The 16,962-nt window shown below is 47.3% G+C and carries 17 protein-coding genes; all 17 read right to left on the reverse strand.

The features are described 5' to 3' along the window. Nucleotides 1-32: 32 nt before the first annotated feature. Nucleotides 33-1,394, reverse strand: coding sequence for a bifunctional UDP-N-acetylglucosamine diphosphorylase/glucosamine-1-phosphate N-acetyltransferase GlmU (glmU, locus tag PQQ36_RS19265; protein WP_072609004.1), 1,362 nt, complete (start codon nucleotides 1,392-1,394; stop codon nucleotides 33-35). Nucleotides 1,395-1,547: 153 nt separating this feature from the next. Then, on the reverse strand, nucleotides 1,548-1,970 hold the full coding sequence (locus tag PQQ36_RS19270; protein WP_011079056.1) for a F0F1 ATP synthase subunit epsilon: 423 nt from the start codon (nucleotides 1,968-1,970) through the stop codon (nucleotides 1,548-1,550). Nucleotides 1,971-1,988: 18 nt separating this feature from the next. Then, a complete protein-coding gene (atpD, locus tag PQQ36_RS19275) occupies nucleotides 1,989-3,392 on the reverse strand; it encodes a F0F1 ATP synthase subunit beta (protein WP_011079055.1) in 1,404 nt (467 codons plus the stop codon). A gap of 35 nt (nucleotides 3,393-3,427) precedes the next feature. Next, on the reverse strand, nucleotides 3,428-4,294 hold the full coding sequence (gene atpG, locus PQQ36_RS19280) for a F0F1 ATP synthase subunit gamma (RefSeq protein ID WP_013570874.1): 867 nt from the start codon (nucleotides 4,292-4,294) through the stop codon (nucleotides 3,428-3,430). A 43-nt stretch (nucleotides 4,295-4,337) separates the two neighbouring features. Then, nucleotides 4,338-5,879: a F0F1 ATP synthase subunit alpha gene (gene atpA / locus PQQ36_RS19285; RefSeq protein ID WP_273662244.1), complete on the reverse strand. Its 1,542-nt coding sequence runs from the start codon at nucleotides 5,877-5,879 to the stop codon at nucleotides 4,338-4,340. A gap of 13 nt (nucleotides 5,880-5,892) precedes the next feature. After that, entirely contained in the window at nucleotides 5,893-6,426 is a 534-nt protein-coding gene (atpH, locus tag PQQ36_RS19290; protein ID WP_011079052.1) for a F0F1 ATP synthase subunit delta, read from the reverse strand. Between the two features lie 14 nt (nucleotides 6,427-6,440). Then, entirely contained in the window at nucleotides 6,441-6,911 is a 471-nt protein-coding gene (gene atpF / locus PQQ36_RS19295; RefSeq protein ID WP_011079051.1) for a F0F1 ATP synthase subunit B, read from the reverse strand. A gap of 71 nt (nucleotides 6,912-6,982) precedes the next feature. After that, the gene (gene atpE / locus PQQ36_RS19300) at nucleotides 6,983-7,240 is read right to left on the reverse strand and encodes a F0F1 ATP synthase subunit C (protein WP_011079050.1); all 258 of its coding nucleotides are present in this window, start codon (nucleotides 7,238-7,240) and stop codon (nucleotides 6,983-6,985) included. A 52-nt stretch (nucleotides 7,241-7,292) separates the two neighbouring features. Continuing rightward, complete coding sequence (gene atpB, locus PQQ36_RS19305) at nucleotides 7,293-8,105, reverse strand: F0F1 ATP synthase subunit A (RefSeq protein WP_011079049.1); 813 nt, start codon at nucleotides 8,103-8,105, stop codon at nucleotides 7,293-7,295. Nucleotides 8,106-8,113: 8 nt separating this feature from the next. Beyond that, complete coding sequence (locus PQQ36_RS19310) at nucleotides 8,114-8,503, reverse strand: F0F1 ATP synthase subunit I (RefSeq protein WP_011151443.1); 390 nt, start codon at nucleotides 8,501-8,503, stop codon at nucleotides 8,114-8,116. Between the two features lie 189 nt (nucleotides 8,504-8,692). Further along, nucleotides 8,693-9,574, reverse strand: a complete 882-nt coding sequence (locus PQQ36_RS19315; protein WP_011079047.1) for a ParB/RepB/Spo0J family partition protein — start codon at nucleotides 9,572-9,574, stop codon at nucleotides 8,693-8,695. 24 nt (nucleotides 9,575-9,598) lie between these two features. Further along, nucleotides 9,599-10,372 carry a ParA family protein gene (locus tag PQQ36_RS19320; RefSeq protein ID WP_011079046.1) on the reverse strand — a complete coding sequence of 258 codons (774 nt, stop codon included), beginning with the start codon at nucleotides 10,370-10,372 and terminating at the stop codon, nucleotides 9,599-9,601. A 10-nt stretch (nucleotides 10,373-10,382) separates the two neighbouring features. Then, complete coding sequence (gene rsmG, locus PQQ36_RS19325; protein WP_011079045.1) at nucleotides 10,383-11,018, reverse strand: 16S rRNA (guanine(527)-N(7))-methyltransferase RsmG; 636 nt, start codon at nucleotides 11,016-11,018, stop codon at nucleotides 10,383-10,385. Next, nucleotides 11,015-12,913, reverse strand: a complete 1,899-nt coding sequence (gene mnmG, locus PQQ36_RS19330) for a tRNA uridine-5-carboxymethylaminomethyl(34) synthesis enzyme MnmG (RefSeq protein WP_130268266.1) — start codon at nucleotides 12,911-12,913, stop codon at nucleotides 11,015-11,017. Before mnmG ends, rsmG begins: the two co-directional genes overlap by 4 nt. 468 nt (nucleotides 12,914-13,381) lie before the next feature. Beyond that, the gene (gene mioC, locus PQQ36_RS19335; RefSeq protein ID WP_011149045.1) at nucleotides 13,382-13,816 is read right to left on the reverse strand and encodes an FMN-binding protein MioC; all 435 of its coding nucleotides are present in this window, start codon (nucleotides 13,814-13,816) and stop codon (nucleotides 13,382-13,384) included. Between the two features lie 47 nt (nucleotides 13,817-13,863). Continuing rightward, a complete protein-coding gene (gene mnmE / locus PQQ36_RS19340) occupies nucleotides 13,864-15,225 on the reverse strand; it encodes a tRNA uridine-5-carboxymethylaminomethyl(34) synthesis GTPase MnmE (RefSeq protein WP_101956572.1) in 1,362 nt (453 codons plus the stop codon). Nucleotides 15,226-15,342: 117 nt separating this feature from the next. Then, complete coding sequence (gene yidC, locus PQQ36_RS19345; RefSeq protein ID WP_011149047.1) at nucleotides 15,343-16,962, reverse strand: membrane protein insertase YidC; 1,620 nt, start codon at nucleotides 16,960-16,962, stop codon at nucleotides 15,343-15,345.

Consider the following 16,962-nt stretch of genomic DNA (forward strand, 5'->3'; position numbering starts at 1 on the left):
ATTGCAGCGGCGTTTTTGTTATCCAGCGATGATTACTTTTTCTTAACTGGGCGTTGCCAGCCTGTAATTTTACGTTCTTTGGCGCGAGTAATCACTAACTCACCTTCTGCAACGTCTTTGGTCAAGGTGGTACCGGCACCAATCGTTGCACCATCAGCAATCGTCACCGGAGCAACCAGTTGGCTATCTGAACCAACAAACACGTCGTTACCGATGATGGTTTTGAATTTGTTTGCACCATCGTAGTTGCAGGTAATGGTACCAGCGCCGATATTGGTACGTTGACCGATTTCAGCATCGCCAAGATAAGTCAGGTGGTTGGCTTTAGAACCCTCACCAATACGTGCATTTTTTACTTCGACAAAGTTGCCCACGTGAGAGTCGTTACGCATCTCAGCACCAGGACGCAGACGAGTAAACGGACCAACGGTACATTGCTCACCCACCGTTGCACCTTCAATAACACTGTATGGACGAACGATGGTGTTATCATCGATTTCACAGTCTTTTAGCACACAGCCAGCACCGATAACCACGTTATCACCAAGGGAGACGTTACCTTCAATGATCACATTCACATCGATCTCAACATCAAGGCCACACTGCAGTTCACCACGTAGATCAAAGCGTGCAGGATCACGCAACATCACGCCTTGCTCAAGCAGCTTTTTCGCTTGGGCTGCTTGGAATGCACGTTCTAGACGAGCCAACTGAGCGCGATCATTCACCCCTTCCACTTCGATTGGGCTAACTGGGTGAACCGCTTCAACCGCATTGCCTTCATCGTGCGCAGCAGCAATGACGTCTGTTAAGTAGTACTCACCTTGAGCGTTGTCATTGTTTAAGCCTGCAAGCCAACGCTTCAGATCACCACCAGTCGCCACCATTACGCCCGTGTTGATCTCTTTAATTAATTTTTGCTCTTCATTCGCGTCTTTTTGCTCAACGATCGCCACCACCGGACCGTTTTTACGCACGATACGACCGTAACCCGTTGGGTTATCCAAGACGACAGTAAGCAGCGCAATGCCGCCTTTAGGCTGGGCGTCAAGCAAGCTTTCAATGGTTTCAGAGGAAATCAGCGGAACATCGCCGTAAAGAACCAAGATTTTTTCATCATCTTCAAACTGAGGAGAGGCTTGATCCACCGCGTGACCAGTACCCAATTGTTCGGCTTGCAGCACCCAATTAACTGGCTCTTCTGCCAAAGCGGCTTGCATTTGGTCGCCACCATGGCCGTACACCAAATGAATGTTCTGTGCTCCAAGACCCGTACAGGTATCAATCACATGTTTCACCATTGGTTTGCCTGCAAGCGTATGCAGCACCTTCGGCATATTGGAGTACATACGGGTTCCTTTCCCCGCCGCGAGAATCACCGCGCTAAATTTCATTATTTATAACCTATTGACGTTGCCAAAAATTCTGTCGGCTATTTTACCCAGCTAATGACGAATAGTTAACTTATGGATAAAAATTTCTAATAAAAATTAAGCAAAAAGGCGGTCAAATTGACCGCCTTTATCACTATTAAAACACCGCTAAAATTAACGACGTTTCTTTGTCAGCTCGATAACACGAAGCTGAGCAATGGCTTTAGCCAGTTCACTGGCCGCTTGTGCGAAGTCCATATCGCCATGCTGGTTGAGAATGTTCTCTTTCGCACGACGTTTTGCTTCTTCTGCCTTCGCTGCGTCTAGTTCTTCACCACGAATCGCAGTATCAGCCAGTACTGTTGCAGTACCAGGCTGAACTTCTACGATACCACCAGAGACATAAATGAACTCTTCTTCGCCGTGAAGTTTAACAATACGCACCATACCAGGCTTGATAGCGGTCAGCAGCGGTGTGTGGCCATGGAAAATACCCAGCTCACCCTCGCTACCGGTCACCTGAAACGTTTCAACGCGACCAGAAAAGATTTTCTTCTCCGCGCTTACCACATCCAGATGAAAGGTTATTGCTGCCATATCGCCTCCTAGTTAGCCTTATAGCTTCTTAGCATTCTCAATAGCTTCGTCGATAGTACCGCAGTACATAAACGCTTGCTCTGGAATGTCATCGTATTCACCAGCTAGTAGACCTTTGAAGCCACGTAGAGTCTCTTTAAGAGGTACGTAAACACCTGGGTCGCCTGTAAATACTTCCGCTACGTGGTAAGGCTGAGTTAGGAAACGCTCAATCTTACGTGCACGCGCAACCACTTGCTTATCTGATTCAGATAGCTCGTCCATACCTAGGATTGCGATGATGTCTTTCAGCTCTTTGTAGCGCTGAAGTGTCTGCTGAACACCACGAGCAGTGTCATAGTGCTCTTGACCTACAACAAGTGGGTCTAGCTGACGAGACGTCGAATCCAGTGGGTCGATCGCTGGGTATAGACCCATCGCTGCGATGTTACGGTTAAGTACAACCGTTGCATCCAAGTGCGCGAACGTTGTTGCTGGAGACGGGTCAGTCAAGTCATCCGCAGGTACGTATACCGCCTGTACAGACGTGATAGAACCTTGCTTCGTTGACGTGATACGCTCCTGAAGTACACCCATCTCTTCTGCAAGAGTTGGCTGGTAACCTACCGCTGAAGGCATACGGCCTAGCAGTGCAGATACCTCTGTACCAGCAAGTGTGTAACGGTAGATGTTATCGACAAACAGTAGAACGTCACGACCTTCGTCACGGAAACGCTCTGCCATTGTCAGGCCAGTCAGTGCAACGCGTAGACGGTTACCTGGAGGCTCGTTCATCTGACCGTAAACCATCGCTACTTTTGATTCTTCAGGCTTCTCGATGTTTACAACACCCGCTTCCTGCATCTCGTGGTAGAAGTCATTACCCTCACGAGTACGCTCACCTACACCTGCGAATACAGATAGACCAGAGTGTTGCAGTGCGATGTTGTTGATAAGTTCCATCATGTTAACGGTCTTACCTACACCTGCACCACCGAATAGACCGATTTTACCACCCTTAGCGAAAGGACAAATCAAGTCGATTACTTTAACGCCTGTTTCTAGAAGTTCAGTCGCATTTGACTGCTCTTCGTAGCTTGGCGCTGGACGGTGAATTGAGTACAGCTCTTCTGCACCGATCTCACCACGCTCGTCAATCGCATCACCAAGCACGTTCATGATACGACCTAGGGTCTTAGTACCTACTGGTACTGAAATTGGAGCGCCTGTATTTACTACTTCAACTCCACGACGTAAACCATCAGAGCTACCCATTACGATACAACGAACTACGCCACCGCCTAGCTGTTGTTGAACTTCAAGAACAAGACGCTCTTTTGAGTCCTTTACGTTTAGAGCGTCGTATACACTTGGTACATCGCTCTGTGGGAACTCTACGTCGACTACCGCACCGATGATCTGTACGATCTTACCTGTAGCCATCGTTAATCCTCTAAACTGTTTCGTTTAACCTAAGCTTAAACCGCTGCTGCACCACCAACGATTTCCGATAGTTCTTGTGTAATCGCAGCCTGACGGGCTTTGTTGTACACAAGTTCTAAGTCGTCAATCAAGTTGGTTGCGTTATCAGTTGCAGCCTTCATCGCAACCATTCGAGCCGCTTGCTCACAAGCAAGGTTCTCAACTACACCTTGATAAACCTGAGATTCTACATAACGCACTAATAGTGCATCGAGTAGAGCCTGAGGTTCTGGCTCATAGATGTAATCCCATGAATGCTCACGCTGCATATCTTTGCTGTCCGATTTAGGCAAAGGTAGCAATTGATCGATCGTTGGTTGTTGAACCATAGTGTTTACGAACTTGTTAAATACAAGGTACAAACGGTCCAATTCACCTTCATCATATTTTTCTAGCATCACGCTAACCGAACCGATCAGGTCCTCCAAACTTGGGCTATCACCCAAACCTGAAACCTGAGCCGCCACTTTCGCGCCGCCATGTTTAAAGAAAGCTGTCGCTTTTGAGCCAATTACCGCTAGCTCAACATCAGCACCTTTCTCTTTCCATGCTTGCATGTCTGTTACAGCTTTCTTGAACACGTTGATATTCAAGCCGCCACACAGACCACGGTCCGTTGAAATAATGATGTAACCAACACGTTTAGCTTCGCGCTCATCTAGATACGGATGACGATACTCTAGACTTGCGTTAGCTACATGACCGATCACTTTACGCATTGTTTCCGCGTATGGACGAGAAGCTTCCATTGCGTCTTGCGAACGACGCATTTTTGAAGCTGCTACCATTTCCATCGCTTTCGTAATCTTCTGAGTGCTTTTAACACTCCCGATTTTACTACGTATCTCTTTTGCGCCGGCCATCGTTACTCTCCATTAGTTGGTGGCAGCCACTGCCACCGACCTATTACCAAGTTTGGGTTGCTTTGAAGTCGTCAGTCAGTTTCTTCAACTGAGCTTCGATTTCATCGTTGTAAGCACCCGTCTTGTCGATCTCAGCTGCTAATTCAGCGTATTGACCGCGAGCGTACGATAGTAGAGCTGCTTCGAAATCAAGAACTTTAGAAAGTTCGATATCGCTTAGGTAGCCACGCTCTGCCGCAAAGATAGTTAGAGCCTGGTCAAACACTGACATCGGAGCGTACTGCTTCTGCTTCATCAGTTCAGTTACTTTTTGACCGTGGTTCAACTGTCTCTTAGTCGCTTCATCAAGATCCGAAGAGAACTGAGCAAACGCTGCAAGTTCACGGTAAGCCGCTAGTGCTGTACGGATACCACCAGACAGCTTCTTGATGATTTTCGTTTGTGCAGAACCACCTACACGAGATACAGAGATACCTGGATCAACCGCTGGACGTACACCCGCGTTGAATAGCTCAGTTTGTAGGAAGATCTGACCATCGGTGATCGAGATTACGTTGGTTGGTACGAATGCAGAAACGTCACCAGCCTGAGTTTCGATGATAGGAAGAGCGGTTAAAGAACCTGTCTTACCTTTCACTTCACCGTTAGTGAAACGCTCTACATACTCTGCGTTTACACGAGCTGCACGCTCTAGTAGACGAGAGTGAAGGTAGAATACGTCACCTGGGAATGCTTCACGGCCTGGTGGGCGTTTTAGCAATAGAGAGATCTGACGGTAAGCGACCGCTTGCTTTGATAGATCATCATAAACAATCAGTGCGTCTTCGCCGCGATCACGGAAGTATTCACCCATTGCACAACCTGCGTATGGCGCTAGGTATTGCAGTGCAGCAGATTCAGATGCTGAAGCCACAACCACAATTGTGTTCTTCAGAGCACCGTGCTCTTCCAGTTTACGCACTACGTTGGCGATAGTAGAAGCTTTCTGACCAATCGCTACGTAGATAGAGAAAATACCAGAGTTTTTCTGGTTGATGATCGCATCGATCACCATCGCTGTTTTACCAGTCTGACGGTCACCGATGATAAGTTCACGCTGACCACGACCGATAGGGATCATTGAGTCAACTGACTTATAACCAGTTTGTACAGGTTGATCAACCGACTGACGGTCGATTACACCTGGTGCAATCACTTCAACAGGTGACGTTAATTTCGCTTCAATTGGACCTTTACCGTCAATTGGCTCACCTAGTGTGTTCACTACACGACCCAATAGCTCAGGACCAACTGGCACTTCAAGAATACGACCAGTACCTGTTACTTTCATGCCTTCCTTAAGGTCAGCATATGGGCCCATTACTACCGCACCAACCGAGTCACGCTCAAGGTTAAGTGCTAGTGCATAACGGCCACCCGGTAATTCAATCATTTCACCTTGCATCACGTCCGCTAGGCCGTGAATGCGAATGATACCGTCGCTTACCGATACGATAGTACCTTCATTGCGAGCTTCACTAACAACGTTGAAAGATTCAATACGCTGTTTAATTAGATCGCTAATTTCCGTGGAATTAAGTTGCATGCTCCAATCCCCATTAAGACTGCAATGCATCGCTCAGGCGATTCAGACGACCGCGAGCTGAGTTATCGATGACTAAGTCTCCGGCTCGAATTATCACCCCACCTAGTAGGGCCTCATCTACACTGCAATTCAGCTTAACTTTGCGCTCTAGACGCTGTTCAAGTTTCTGACTGATGTTTGCACATTGTTCATCAGAAAGTTCGGTTGCAGAAATCACTTCTACATCAATCTCTTTCTCATGCTCTTTCTTCAAAACGAAGAACAGAGTACATACATCAGGAAGGGCCGCAAGACGACCATTCTCCGCCATCACCTTAAGAAGGTTTTGGCCAAATTCATCCACTTGTTCGCCACAAATCGCAATAAACAGTTCAGCCAGTTTGTCGGCTGACATTGAGCCAGATAACAGCTCACTAATTTGTTCGTTTTGGGCTACTTCAGCAGCGAAAGACAACATTTGACCCCATTGGTCTAGTTGGCCTTTCTCTACCGCAAAGTCAAAGGCTGCTTTAGCATAGGGGCGCGCGATTGTTGTAAAATCAGCCATGTTCGCCCCCAAACTTAAAGTTTTGCAGTAATGTTATCGAGAATATCTTTGTGCGCATCTTTATCGATTGAACGCTCAAGGATTTTCTCTGCACCAGCTACAGCCAGAGTTGCAACTTGTTTGCGCAGTTCATCGCGTGCACGATTACGTTCAGCTTCAAGTTGAGCTTCCGCTTGCGCTAGGATTTTTTGACGTTCAGTCTGTGCATCCTCGCGAGCTTCATCCAAGATTTGAGCTTTACGTTTGTTCGCTTGTTCGATGATCTCAGTTGCTGTGCGCTTTGCTTCTTTCAATTGAGAAGAAGCATTAGCTTGTGCTAGATCCAAGTCTTTTGCAGCACGTTCTGCCGCTTGTAGACCGTCAGCAATTTTCTTCTGACGCTCTTCAATCGCTTGCATGATTGGTGGCCATACGTACTTCATACAGAACCACACAAACATAGCAAACGAGATTGCTTGACCTAGCAGAGTTGCGTTCATATTCACAACAGCTACCCCTCTATTCGGAATTAGTGTTCATCAAGGACACGCTGACGCATGCCGCTCAATACCGATGATTAACCAGCTAATTGACCTACGAATGGGTTTGCAAACGTGAATAGAAGTGCGATTACGATACCGATCATTGGAACCGCATCAAGTAGACCAGCGATGATGAACATCTTAACTTGAAGCATAGGAGCCATTTCTGGTTGACGAGCAGCACCTTCTAGGAATTTACCACCTAGAACCGCGAAGCCTACTGCAGTACCTAGAGCACACAGACCAACGATGATTGCTACTGCGATTGCAGAAAAGCTTAGTACAGTTTCCATTACTATCTCCAATTATAGCGATTAACTAAAAGTCTAATAAGAATAAACAAAATTAATGATCACTGTCTTCGTGAGCCATTGACATATATACGATTGTCAACATCATAAACACGAAGGCCTGAATCAGGATTACCAGAATATGGAAGATCGCCCATGGTAGCGAGCCCATCCATTGTAGATACCATGGTAGCATTGCCGCACAAAGAATAAATACAACCTCACCCGCGAACATGTTACCGAATAGACGCATACCAAGAGAAAGAGGTTTCGCCAGTAGCGATACCACTTCGATTAGTAGGTTGAACGGAATCATTGTCCAATGGTTGAATGGGTGTAAAGCCAATTCTCTTGCAAAGCCACCTAGACCTTTCACTTTGATGCTGTAATAGATCATCAGAGCGAATACGCCTAGTGCCATAGCCATGGTGATATTCACATCAGCTGAAGGTACTACTTTCAAGTAAGGAATACCGAGCCAATGCTCTGCCGGGTATGGAAGGAAATCGATTGGAACTAAGTCCATCAAGTTCATCAAAAATACCCAACAAAAGATAGTCAGTGCTAGAGGTGCAATCAGCGGGTTGCGTCCATGGAACGTATCTTTGACGTTTGTCGCGACAAATTCTACGATCATTTCAACAGCACACTGAAGCTTACCTGGTACACCGGCTGTTGTTTTTCGGGCTACAGCGTAAAAAATTCCGAGGAAAATTAACCCTGTAAACCAAGAAAAAAACAGACTATCGATATGTACGTTCCAGAAACTCGACTCTTCCGCCACTAGCCCCAACTTGTAAGTTGAAAGGTTAGTAAGGTGGTGAGTGATGTAACCGGAAGGTGTTAGCGCTTCACCTGGCGCAGCCATAACTCATCCTATTTTTTGTTGTTAATGAATAGCGCTGGCGCAAAGATATTAATACCAAGAACCAGCAAATAGGTTAGTTTCAGGGGAACAAGTTCCACCTGCATATACATGTAGGCGACAGAAAACAGCACTACTGTAATGAGAATTTTCAGCGCTTCACCCGTGTAGAAAGAGATAGCAACGTACTTTGACGCCCTCGCTCCTACAAACAAGAATGCACACACAGAAAATACTGCATTGGCGACAACAAAAATGCCGCCGCCTATCAGCGAGGAAAATCCCCACTCAGCATTCACAGCCAAAGCCACTCCTGCTGCCACAAAAATAACCGCGCCGGACTCGATCATTAACAATTGCTTTGCAAGCTCTCGTCCTGGCCTAGCCAACGCAGCTACCATGTATTCGTACCTCTAGTAAATCCCACGGCTCCTCCGTTTTTGAGGGTCTGGGAAGTTGCGGAAAATTATACGGTGAGTCCAACTGATTGCAATTAAAACGCAGCAAAAACTTACAGTTTTGTTTACAAACCGACAACTTTCGTACAAAAATTGCTTTTTTACATAATTGACCTAAATCAATTATCTCATTTAGCTCTCTAGCTTGGCAATTAGTTGCTCTAATTTGTGAGGCTCATCAATACTTATCGTCAATTTGGCTTTTCCATTGCCATTTCTCACTAAAGAAACCTTTGCTCCCAACGTTTCACTTAGTTTTTGTGATATTTGTTGTGTTTCTTCATCTTTTGGCTGATTTTTTTCTTCAACCTTAGGTGTGAGACATTTTTTTACCAACTGCTCAGTTTGACGAACCGTGAGCGCTTTGCTGGCGACCTGCTGAGCCACTTCCACTTGTTGCTCGCCTTCCAACGCTAACAAGGCGCGAGCATGACCCATATCGAGCAGTTTCTGTGCAACAAACTGTTTCACTTCTAGCTCCAAGCCATTCAGTCGAAGCAGGTTGCTCACCGCAGTACGTGACTTACCAATCACATCCGCCACTTGCTGATGAGTCAGAGAAAACTCGTCTTGCAATCGCTCAAGCGCTTGTGCTTCTTCGATCACATTAAGATCTTCGCGCTGAATATTTTCGATCAACGCCATGGCGATAGCAGCACGATCTTCGACATGCTTGATCAAGCAAGGAACGCGTTTTAACCCTGCTAGCTTGGCGGCTCGCCAACGTCGCTCACCGGCAATGATCTCAAAATGGCCATCTTGCACCGGTCGAACCACGATCGGCTGAATGATGCCTTGCGACTGAATCGAGGCCGTCAATTCTTCCAGCGCCTGTGGTGACATGTCTTTTCGTGGTTGGTATACCCCAGGTTGCAACTGACCTACCGCAATATCGGTCAACTCTCCTTCCGCGGAAAGTGCCTGACTCTGAGTGGCGATATGTTGTTTCTCACGAGCTAATGAACTGGTAGACAACAGTGCATCCAGCCCCTTTCCTAGACCACGCTTAGACATTGGTATGAATTCCTTTGGTGAAGGTTAAACTGGGATTTCTTCTCGACGCAGCATTTCCCCCGCCAGCGCTAAATACGCTTTTGAGCCTGCAGAGTGCTTGTCGTAGTACATTGCCGGTTTCCCATGACTTGGCGCTTCTGCTAAGCGCACGTTTCGTGGGATCACTGTACGGTAGACTTTACTGCCGAAATGCTTTTTGAGTTGATCGGAGACTTCATTAGACAGGCGGTTGCGAGGATCGTACATGGTACGCAACAATCCCTCGATTTTGAGTTTGTCGTTCACCACTGCCGCCAACTTACTAATGGTATCCATAAGAGCCGTTAAACCTTCTAATGCAAAATATTCACATTGCATTGGCACCAGCACGGAATCCGCCGCAGCCATGGCATTGATTGTAAGAAGGTTTAAAGAAGGAGGACAATCAATAAAGATGAAATCATAGTTATCGCGAACTGACGCCAAAGCGTTCTTTAGACGGACTTCTCGCGCGAACACTTCCATCAATTTGATTTCTGCGGCGGTGACGTCGCCATTCGCCGCAATCAGATCATATTTTCCAGTGGTCGTTTTGCACACCACTTGGTCAAATGGGGTTTCTTCAACCAGCAAGTCGTATGCGGTGGCATCCACCATGTATTTGTCCACACCACTCGCCATCGTAGCGTTACCTTGTGGGTCCAAATCTATCACCAATACTTTGCGTTTGGTTGCGGCCATTGACGCTGCTAGATTGACACACGTTGTTGTCTTACCCACACCACCTTTCTGGTTGGCAATTGCTACTATTTTACCCACGATGACCTCGCTAATTATCCTTGCGCGATAAGATTACTAGATGGCGATCCCCTTCCAACTCAGGAACAGTCAAAGATATGATCTCCGTCACACTGCACCACTCAGGAAGCTGATCAATTTCATCTTTAGGGTGCAGTCCCTTTAGAGCAAGGAAGACACCTTGACCCGTTTTCGGTAGATGATGACACCACTCCACCATATCTGTCATTGAAGCAAATGCGCGACTTAGAACACCATCAAATTTTTCTTCTGGCTGGAACTCTTCGACACGACTTTGCACCGTGGTCACATTTTCAATCTTTAATTCATGGAGAACTTGTTTGATAAAGCGAATACGCTTACCCAAACTGTCCAACAAAAAGAACGTTTTCTCTGGATGCATGATCGCCAACGGAATACCAGGCAATCCAGGTCCAGTACCCACATCGATAAAACGCTCACCGTCAAGGTGAGGCGCTACTACGATGCTATCGAGAATATGTTTCACCAGCATGTCTTGCGGATCACGCACAGAGGTCAGGTTATAGGCTTTGTTCCACTTATTGAGCAGTTCCACATAACCTAACAGTTGTTCACGTTGACGTTCATTGACCTGCAAATCGGTTTGCTCGATTAAAGCATCCAGTTTTTGGCGAAGAGCACTCATGCGTTTTCTTCTCCCACTTTCAACATGCCGATTTTCTTTAAGTGAACCAGCAAAATCGAAATGGCCGCTGGCGTAATACCAGAGATGCGTGATGCAATCCCCAATGTCTCGGGTTTGGCGGTGTTGAGTTTAAGTACTACCTCGTTGGATAACCCTTTCACTTCGCTGTAATCAAGATCCACAGGCAATTTGGTGTGTTCATGACGAAGGGATTTTTCAATCTCATCTTGCTGACGCTTGATGTAACCTTCGTATTTCACTTGAATTTCCACTTGTTCTGCGGCTTCAAGATCGTCGAGTGCAGGTGCAAAAGCGGCCAACGAAGTGAGCTGCTCATAAGTCATCTCTGGGCGACGAAGAAGATCTTCACCGCTGGCTTCACGGTTCATTGGTGATTTTAATAATTGGTTAAGCTCTTCAATACCAGTAGAAGCCGGATTCATCCACGTCGATTTCAGACGTTGGCGCTCTTGCTCCATATTGTCGATCTTCTGGTTAAAACGAGCCCAACGAGCATCATCGACCAAGCCAAGTTCACGTGCTTTTTCTGTCAAACGTAGATCCGCGTTGTCTTCACGCAGTAACAAGCGATGTTCTGCACGCGATGTGAACATGCGGTATGGTTCTTTGGTACCCATGGTTGAGAGATCGTCGATCAATACGCCCATGTAGGCTTGATCGCGACGTGGGCTCCAACCTTCTTTCTCTTGGCTGAACAAGCTGGCATTGAGACCTGCCATTAAGCCTTGTGCGGCCGCTTCTTCGTAACCAGTCGTGCCGTTAATTTGGCCAGCAAAGAACAAACCTTGGATAAACTTGGTTTCGTAAGTCTGTTTCAAGTCACGTGGGTCGAAGAAATCGTATTCAATTGCGTAACCAGGGCGAACAATGTGCGCGTTTTCAAAACCTTTCATCGAACGAACAATCTGTACCTGCACATCAAATGGCAAGCTGGTGGAGATGCCGTTTGGATACAATTCGTGAGTCGTTAAACCCTCTGGTTCGATGAAGATTTGGTGGCTGTTCTTATCGGCAAAGCGCATCACTTTGTCTTCGATAGAAGGACAGTAACGAGGGCCAATACCTTCGATGATACCAGCATACATTGGGCTACGATCAAGGTTGTTGCGAATCACCTCATGCGTCTGTTCATTGGTATGGGTAATGAAACAAGGAATTTGACGTGGGTGATGAGTGCGATCGCCCATAAAGGAGAATACAGGCGTTGGATTGTCACCGTGTTGTGCTTCTAACACAGAAAAATCGACACTACGTGCATCGATGCGTGGTGGTGTACCCGTTTTGAGTCGATCGACTCTAAATGGCAGTTCACGCAGACGGTGTGCCAACGCGATCGAAGGAGGATCCCCTGCGCGTCCACCAGAAGAGCTTTGCAAACCGATGTGGATCTTTCCACCAAGGAAAGTTCCTACAGTCAGAACAACCGCTTTAGCATGGAACTTTAATCCCATTTGCGTGATCACACCACGAACTTGATCCTGTTCGACAATTAAGTCATCCACTGCTTGTTGGAAAAGGGTCAGATTCGGCGCATTTTCGAGGAAATCACGCACGTAAGCTTTGTAAAGCGCTCGGTCGGCTTGTGCACGTGTTGCTCTCACTGCTGGCCCTTTCGAGGCGTTTAGTGTTCTAAACTGAATACCCGCGTGATCGATCGCTTGCGCCATCAGACCACCCATCGCATCCACTTCTTTGACCAAATGCCCTTTACCAATACCACCAATGGCTGGGTTACAAGACATTTGGCCCAAGGTATCGATATTGTGCGTGAGTAATAAGGTCTTCTGACCGGTGCGTGCTGATGCGAGTGCGGCTTCCGTTCCTGCGTGTCCGCCACCGACAACAATGACGTCAAATGTTTCGTGATAAAGCATGAACTGACCTCAGGTATTCAAAGGATTCAACAGTGAGAGAAAAAGAGCGATATTCTACCTTCTTTTGTGGATGAGTGAAAATTGTTTTCGTCTCGCGAATCACGAGATCATCCCACTAAATATATATAAAGATCTTTATATATGATCTTTTATTGGATCTATTATTAGGATCGCGGTGATCTGTGGATAAGTTAAAAATGATCAACAAGATCATGGATCTTATTTGGATCATATCGTGTGATCATGATTTGATCTACACAAGGATTACCTGGGATCAAAATGGGTGGTTATGCACAGGGGACGCGAAGTGTAAAAGTTATTATTTGGATAACTATAGGAAAAACACTGGATCTTCTCTATTTTATCCACAGATGGATCGTGTGATTTTTCGTCGAATTGATGATGGGATTTGTAGAAAGGTTATTCACAGAAGGGAAAAGCGAGGGAGTGCTTCCCCCGCAATAGGCATCAAAACTGCTCGATATGCTGTTTTAGCCAAACTTCGGCGGCGTCTTCTGGTACGGTATGGCTGAGCACATCAATGGTCAGGCACTGAGTGATCGCACTGGCGCCAATGTCAGTCAGTAACGCGTGGGCGTGCAGACCCGCGGCACAAAAAGTGTCATAACTGGAGTCTCCAATCGCCACAACAGCATAACGAACATCACTCATTTTCGGTGGGGTCGCTTGCAGAGCGTGGATAAAAGGCTGAATGTTGTCTGGATATTCGCCTGCGCCATGCGTAGAGGTGATGATCAACCAGGTGCCTTGATTAGGGATTTCGTTTAACTGAGGGTGATTGTGAATGGTGGTTTCAAACCCAGCCTCTTGCAGTAGGTCACTCAAGTGATCGCCCACGTATTCTGCGCCACCGAGTGTGCTGCCTGTGATGATGTGAATCATAGTATGTCCTTAAATGAAAAAGCGCAGCCAATGGCCACGCTTTGAAGTTATTTTCCGATACAGAATGAAGAGAAAATACGTCCGAGCAAATCGTCGGAACTAAACTCGCCCGTGATCTCGTTGAGATGCTGCTGAGCGATGCGGAGTTCTTCTGCAAGAATTTCTCCGGCCATATACCCTTCCAATTGTTCTTGGCCAATCAGCAGGTGCTCTGCGGCGCGCTGAAGTGCATCCAGATGTCGGCGTCTTGCCATAAAGCCACCTTCACTGTTGCCAGAAAAGCCCATGCACTCTTTTAGGTGATTACGCAATGCATCAACGCCTTGACCTGTTTTGGCCGACAAACGGATCAACGTCGGTTGACTAACATGGCAGATCCCGAGTGATTCTTGGGTTTGATCCGCTTTGTTGCGGATCACGGTAATGCCGATTTGTTCTGGCAAACGATCAATAAAGTCTGGCCAGATTTCTTTGGGGTCGGTGGCGTCGGTGGTGGTGCCATCGACCATGAAGAGCACGCGATCGGCTTGGCGGATCTCATCCCATGCGCGCTCGATACCGATTTTTTCCACTTCGTCTGAAGCATCACGCAGACCAGCGGTATCGATGATGTGCAGCGGCATACCATCGATATGGATGTGCTCACGGAGGACATCGCGTGTGGTGCCAGCAATGTCGGTGACAATCGCGGAATCCTTACCTGATAGCGCATTCAACAAGCTCGATTTGCCGGCATTTGGTCGTCCCGCAATCACCACTTTCATCCCTTCACGCATAATCGCGCCTTGGTTGGCTTCTTTGCGCACCGCATCTAAGTTGTCGATGATGGCTTGCAGATCGCCCGCCACTTTACCATCGGCTAAGAAGTCGATTTCCTCTTCAGGAAAATCGATGGCCGCTTCAACGTAGATGCGCAGATAGATGAGAGATTCCACCAGCGTATGGATACGCTTAGAAAATTGTCCTTGAAGCGATTGGAGTGCTGATTTGGCCGCTTCTTCGGAGCTGGCATCAATCAGGTCTGCGATCGCCTCAGCTTGCGTGAGGTCCATCTTATCGTTAAGGAAGGCCCGCTCAGAAAACTCCCCAGGTCTTGCGGGGCGAACACCAGAGATGGTCAGGATGCGTTTAATCAGCATGTCCATCACCACAGGGCCGCCGTGGCCTTGCAACTCAAGGACATCTTCGCCAGTAAATGAATGAGGATTTGGGAAGAACAGTGCGATCCCTTGGTCAAGTTCACTGCCATCTTGGGCTTTAAAAGGGAGATATTCAGCGTAGCGCGCTTTTAGCGTCTTACCTGTTACTTCCAAGGCAACTTGAGCGGCTTGCGGGCCAGAAACACGAATAATCCCGACACCACCTCGGCCCGGCGCTGTAGCCTGGGCGACAATCGTATCTGTTGTCATAAATGAGCCTATCGTTTTAACGACCATTTGTCTGGTCAGGGAATCAATTAGCTGAATTGTAATCAGCCGAAAACAAAAAGGCGACCTTTTGGCCGCCTTTCTTTACTCTGTGGTCACTTACTTAGTGTGTAAGCCTTTTTTCTCCAGTGCTTTGTAAATCAAAGACTGCTGGATCAGAGTAACGATGTTCGATACTAGCCAGTATAGAACCAGACCTGATGGGAACCATAGGAAGAAGAAGGTAAACATCACCGGCATAAAGGTCATGATCTTCTGCTGCATAGGATCGGTCACGGTCGTTGGGCTCATCTTCTGAATTAGGAACATTGAACCACCCATCAATAGCGGCAGGATGAAGTATGGGTCCTGTGCTGAAAGGTCGTGAATCCATAGGATGAACGGCGAGTGACGCAGCTCAACCGATTCCATCAATGCCCAGTACAGAGCGATGAAGATAGGCATCTGTAGAATGAGAGGAAGGCAGCCACCAAGTGGGTTTACTTTCTCTTTTTTGTACAGTTCCATCATCTCTTGGCTCATGCGCTGACGGTCATCACCGATGCGCTCACGCATTGCTTGCAGTTTAGGCTGTAGCATGCGCATTTTCGCCATAGAGGTGTATTGCGCTTTCGTCAGTGGGTACATTGCCCCACGCACGATGAAGGTCAGACAGATGATCGCCACACCCCAGTTACCCACAAAGCTTTGGATAACAGACAGTAGCCAATGCAGTGGCTTCGCGATGAACCACAACCAGCCGTAATCGACAACCAAGTCAAGGTTTGGTGCGACTTCCGCCATTTGGTCTTGCAGTTTAGGACCAGCCCAAAGGGTTGCGGTGAAGTGTGCGCTATCGCCATCAGCAACCGTTTTGTTTGGCATACGAACGCCAATGTCACCCATATTGCCAATCACGCGAGTGTACAGGTTTGCACCTGGTTCGTTACGTGGGATCCACGCCGCAGCGAAGTAGTGCTGGATCATTGCTGCCCAACCTTGACCATTGGTCAGAGTAAGAGACAGATTGCGATCTTGCATATCTTCGAAGCTGTATTTTTTATAACGAGTATCTTCGGTTGAGTAAGCACCGCCACGGTAGGTTGGCATGGTGATGCTGCCGCCCGCGTCCATCAGATTTTGACGTAGGTGTGCGTACATGCCTAACGTTGCGTTGTTACCTGATTTGTTGATGACATCGAACTCAACGTCAATCGCGTAGCTACCACGTTTTAGGATAAAGGTTTTAGTGTACTCCAAGCCATTCGCTTGGTAGGTCATTGGAATACGTAATTCGTTTTGATCGTCAGCTAACGTAAAGCTGTCCGCGCTCACTTGGTAGCTTGGACGATTGTTGCTGCTTAGGTCGATGCCTTGTGGGCCAACCAGACCACTTTGTGCGATGAATTGATGACCTTGAGTGTCTCTAAGAAGCTCGAAGGCATTCGCAGAATTGAGTTCTGCAGAATATTGGTTCAAATCCGCAGCCACTACATCACCACCAACAGTGTCGATTGACAGAGTCAACACATCCGTTGTTACCGTGATGAGTTTTGCTGACGCTTGTTGCGCTGGCGCTGGGTCCAGTTCATCAGCAAAAGATGGTGCAGGTAAAGTGCTGCTTGTTTGAGCCTGTTCAACGGCTTGAGGGGCTGGGTTCTTTGCGACTTGCCACTGTTGGAACAGCAAGAAAGAAACCAGCGCCAGAAGCAGGACCAGGAGAGTACGTTGAGAATCCAT

It is taken from the genome of Vibrio sp. CCUG 15886 (assembly GCF_028570825.1).
Lineage (GTDB): Bacteria > Pseudomonadota > Gammaproteobacteria > Enterobacterales > Vibrionaceae > Vibrio > Vibrio vulnificus_B.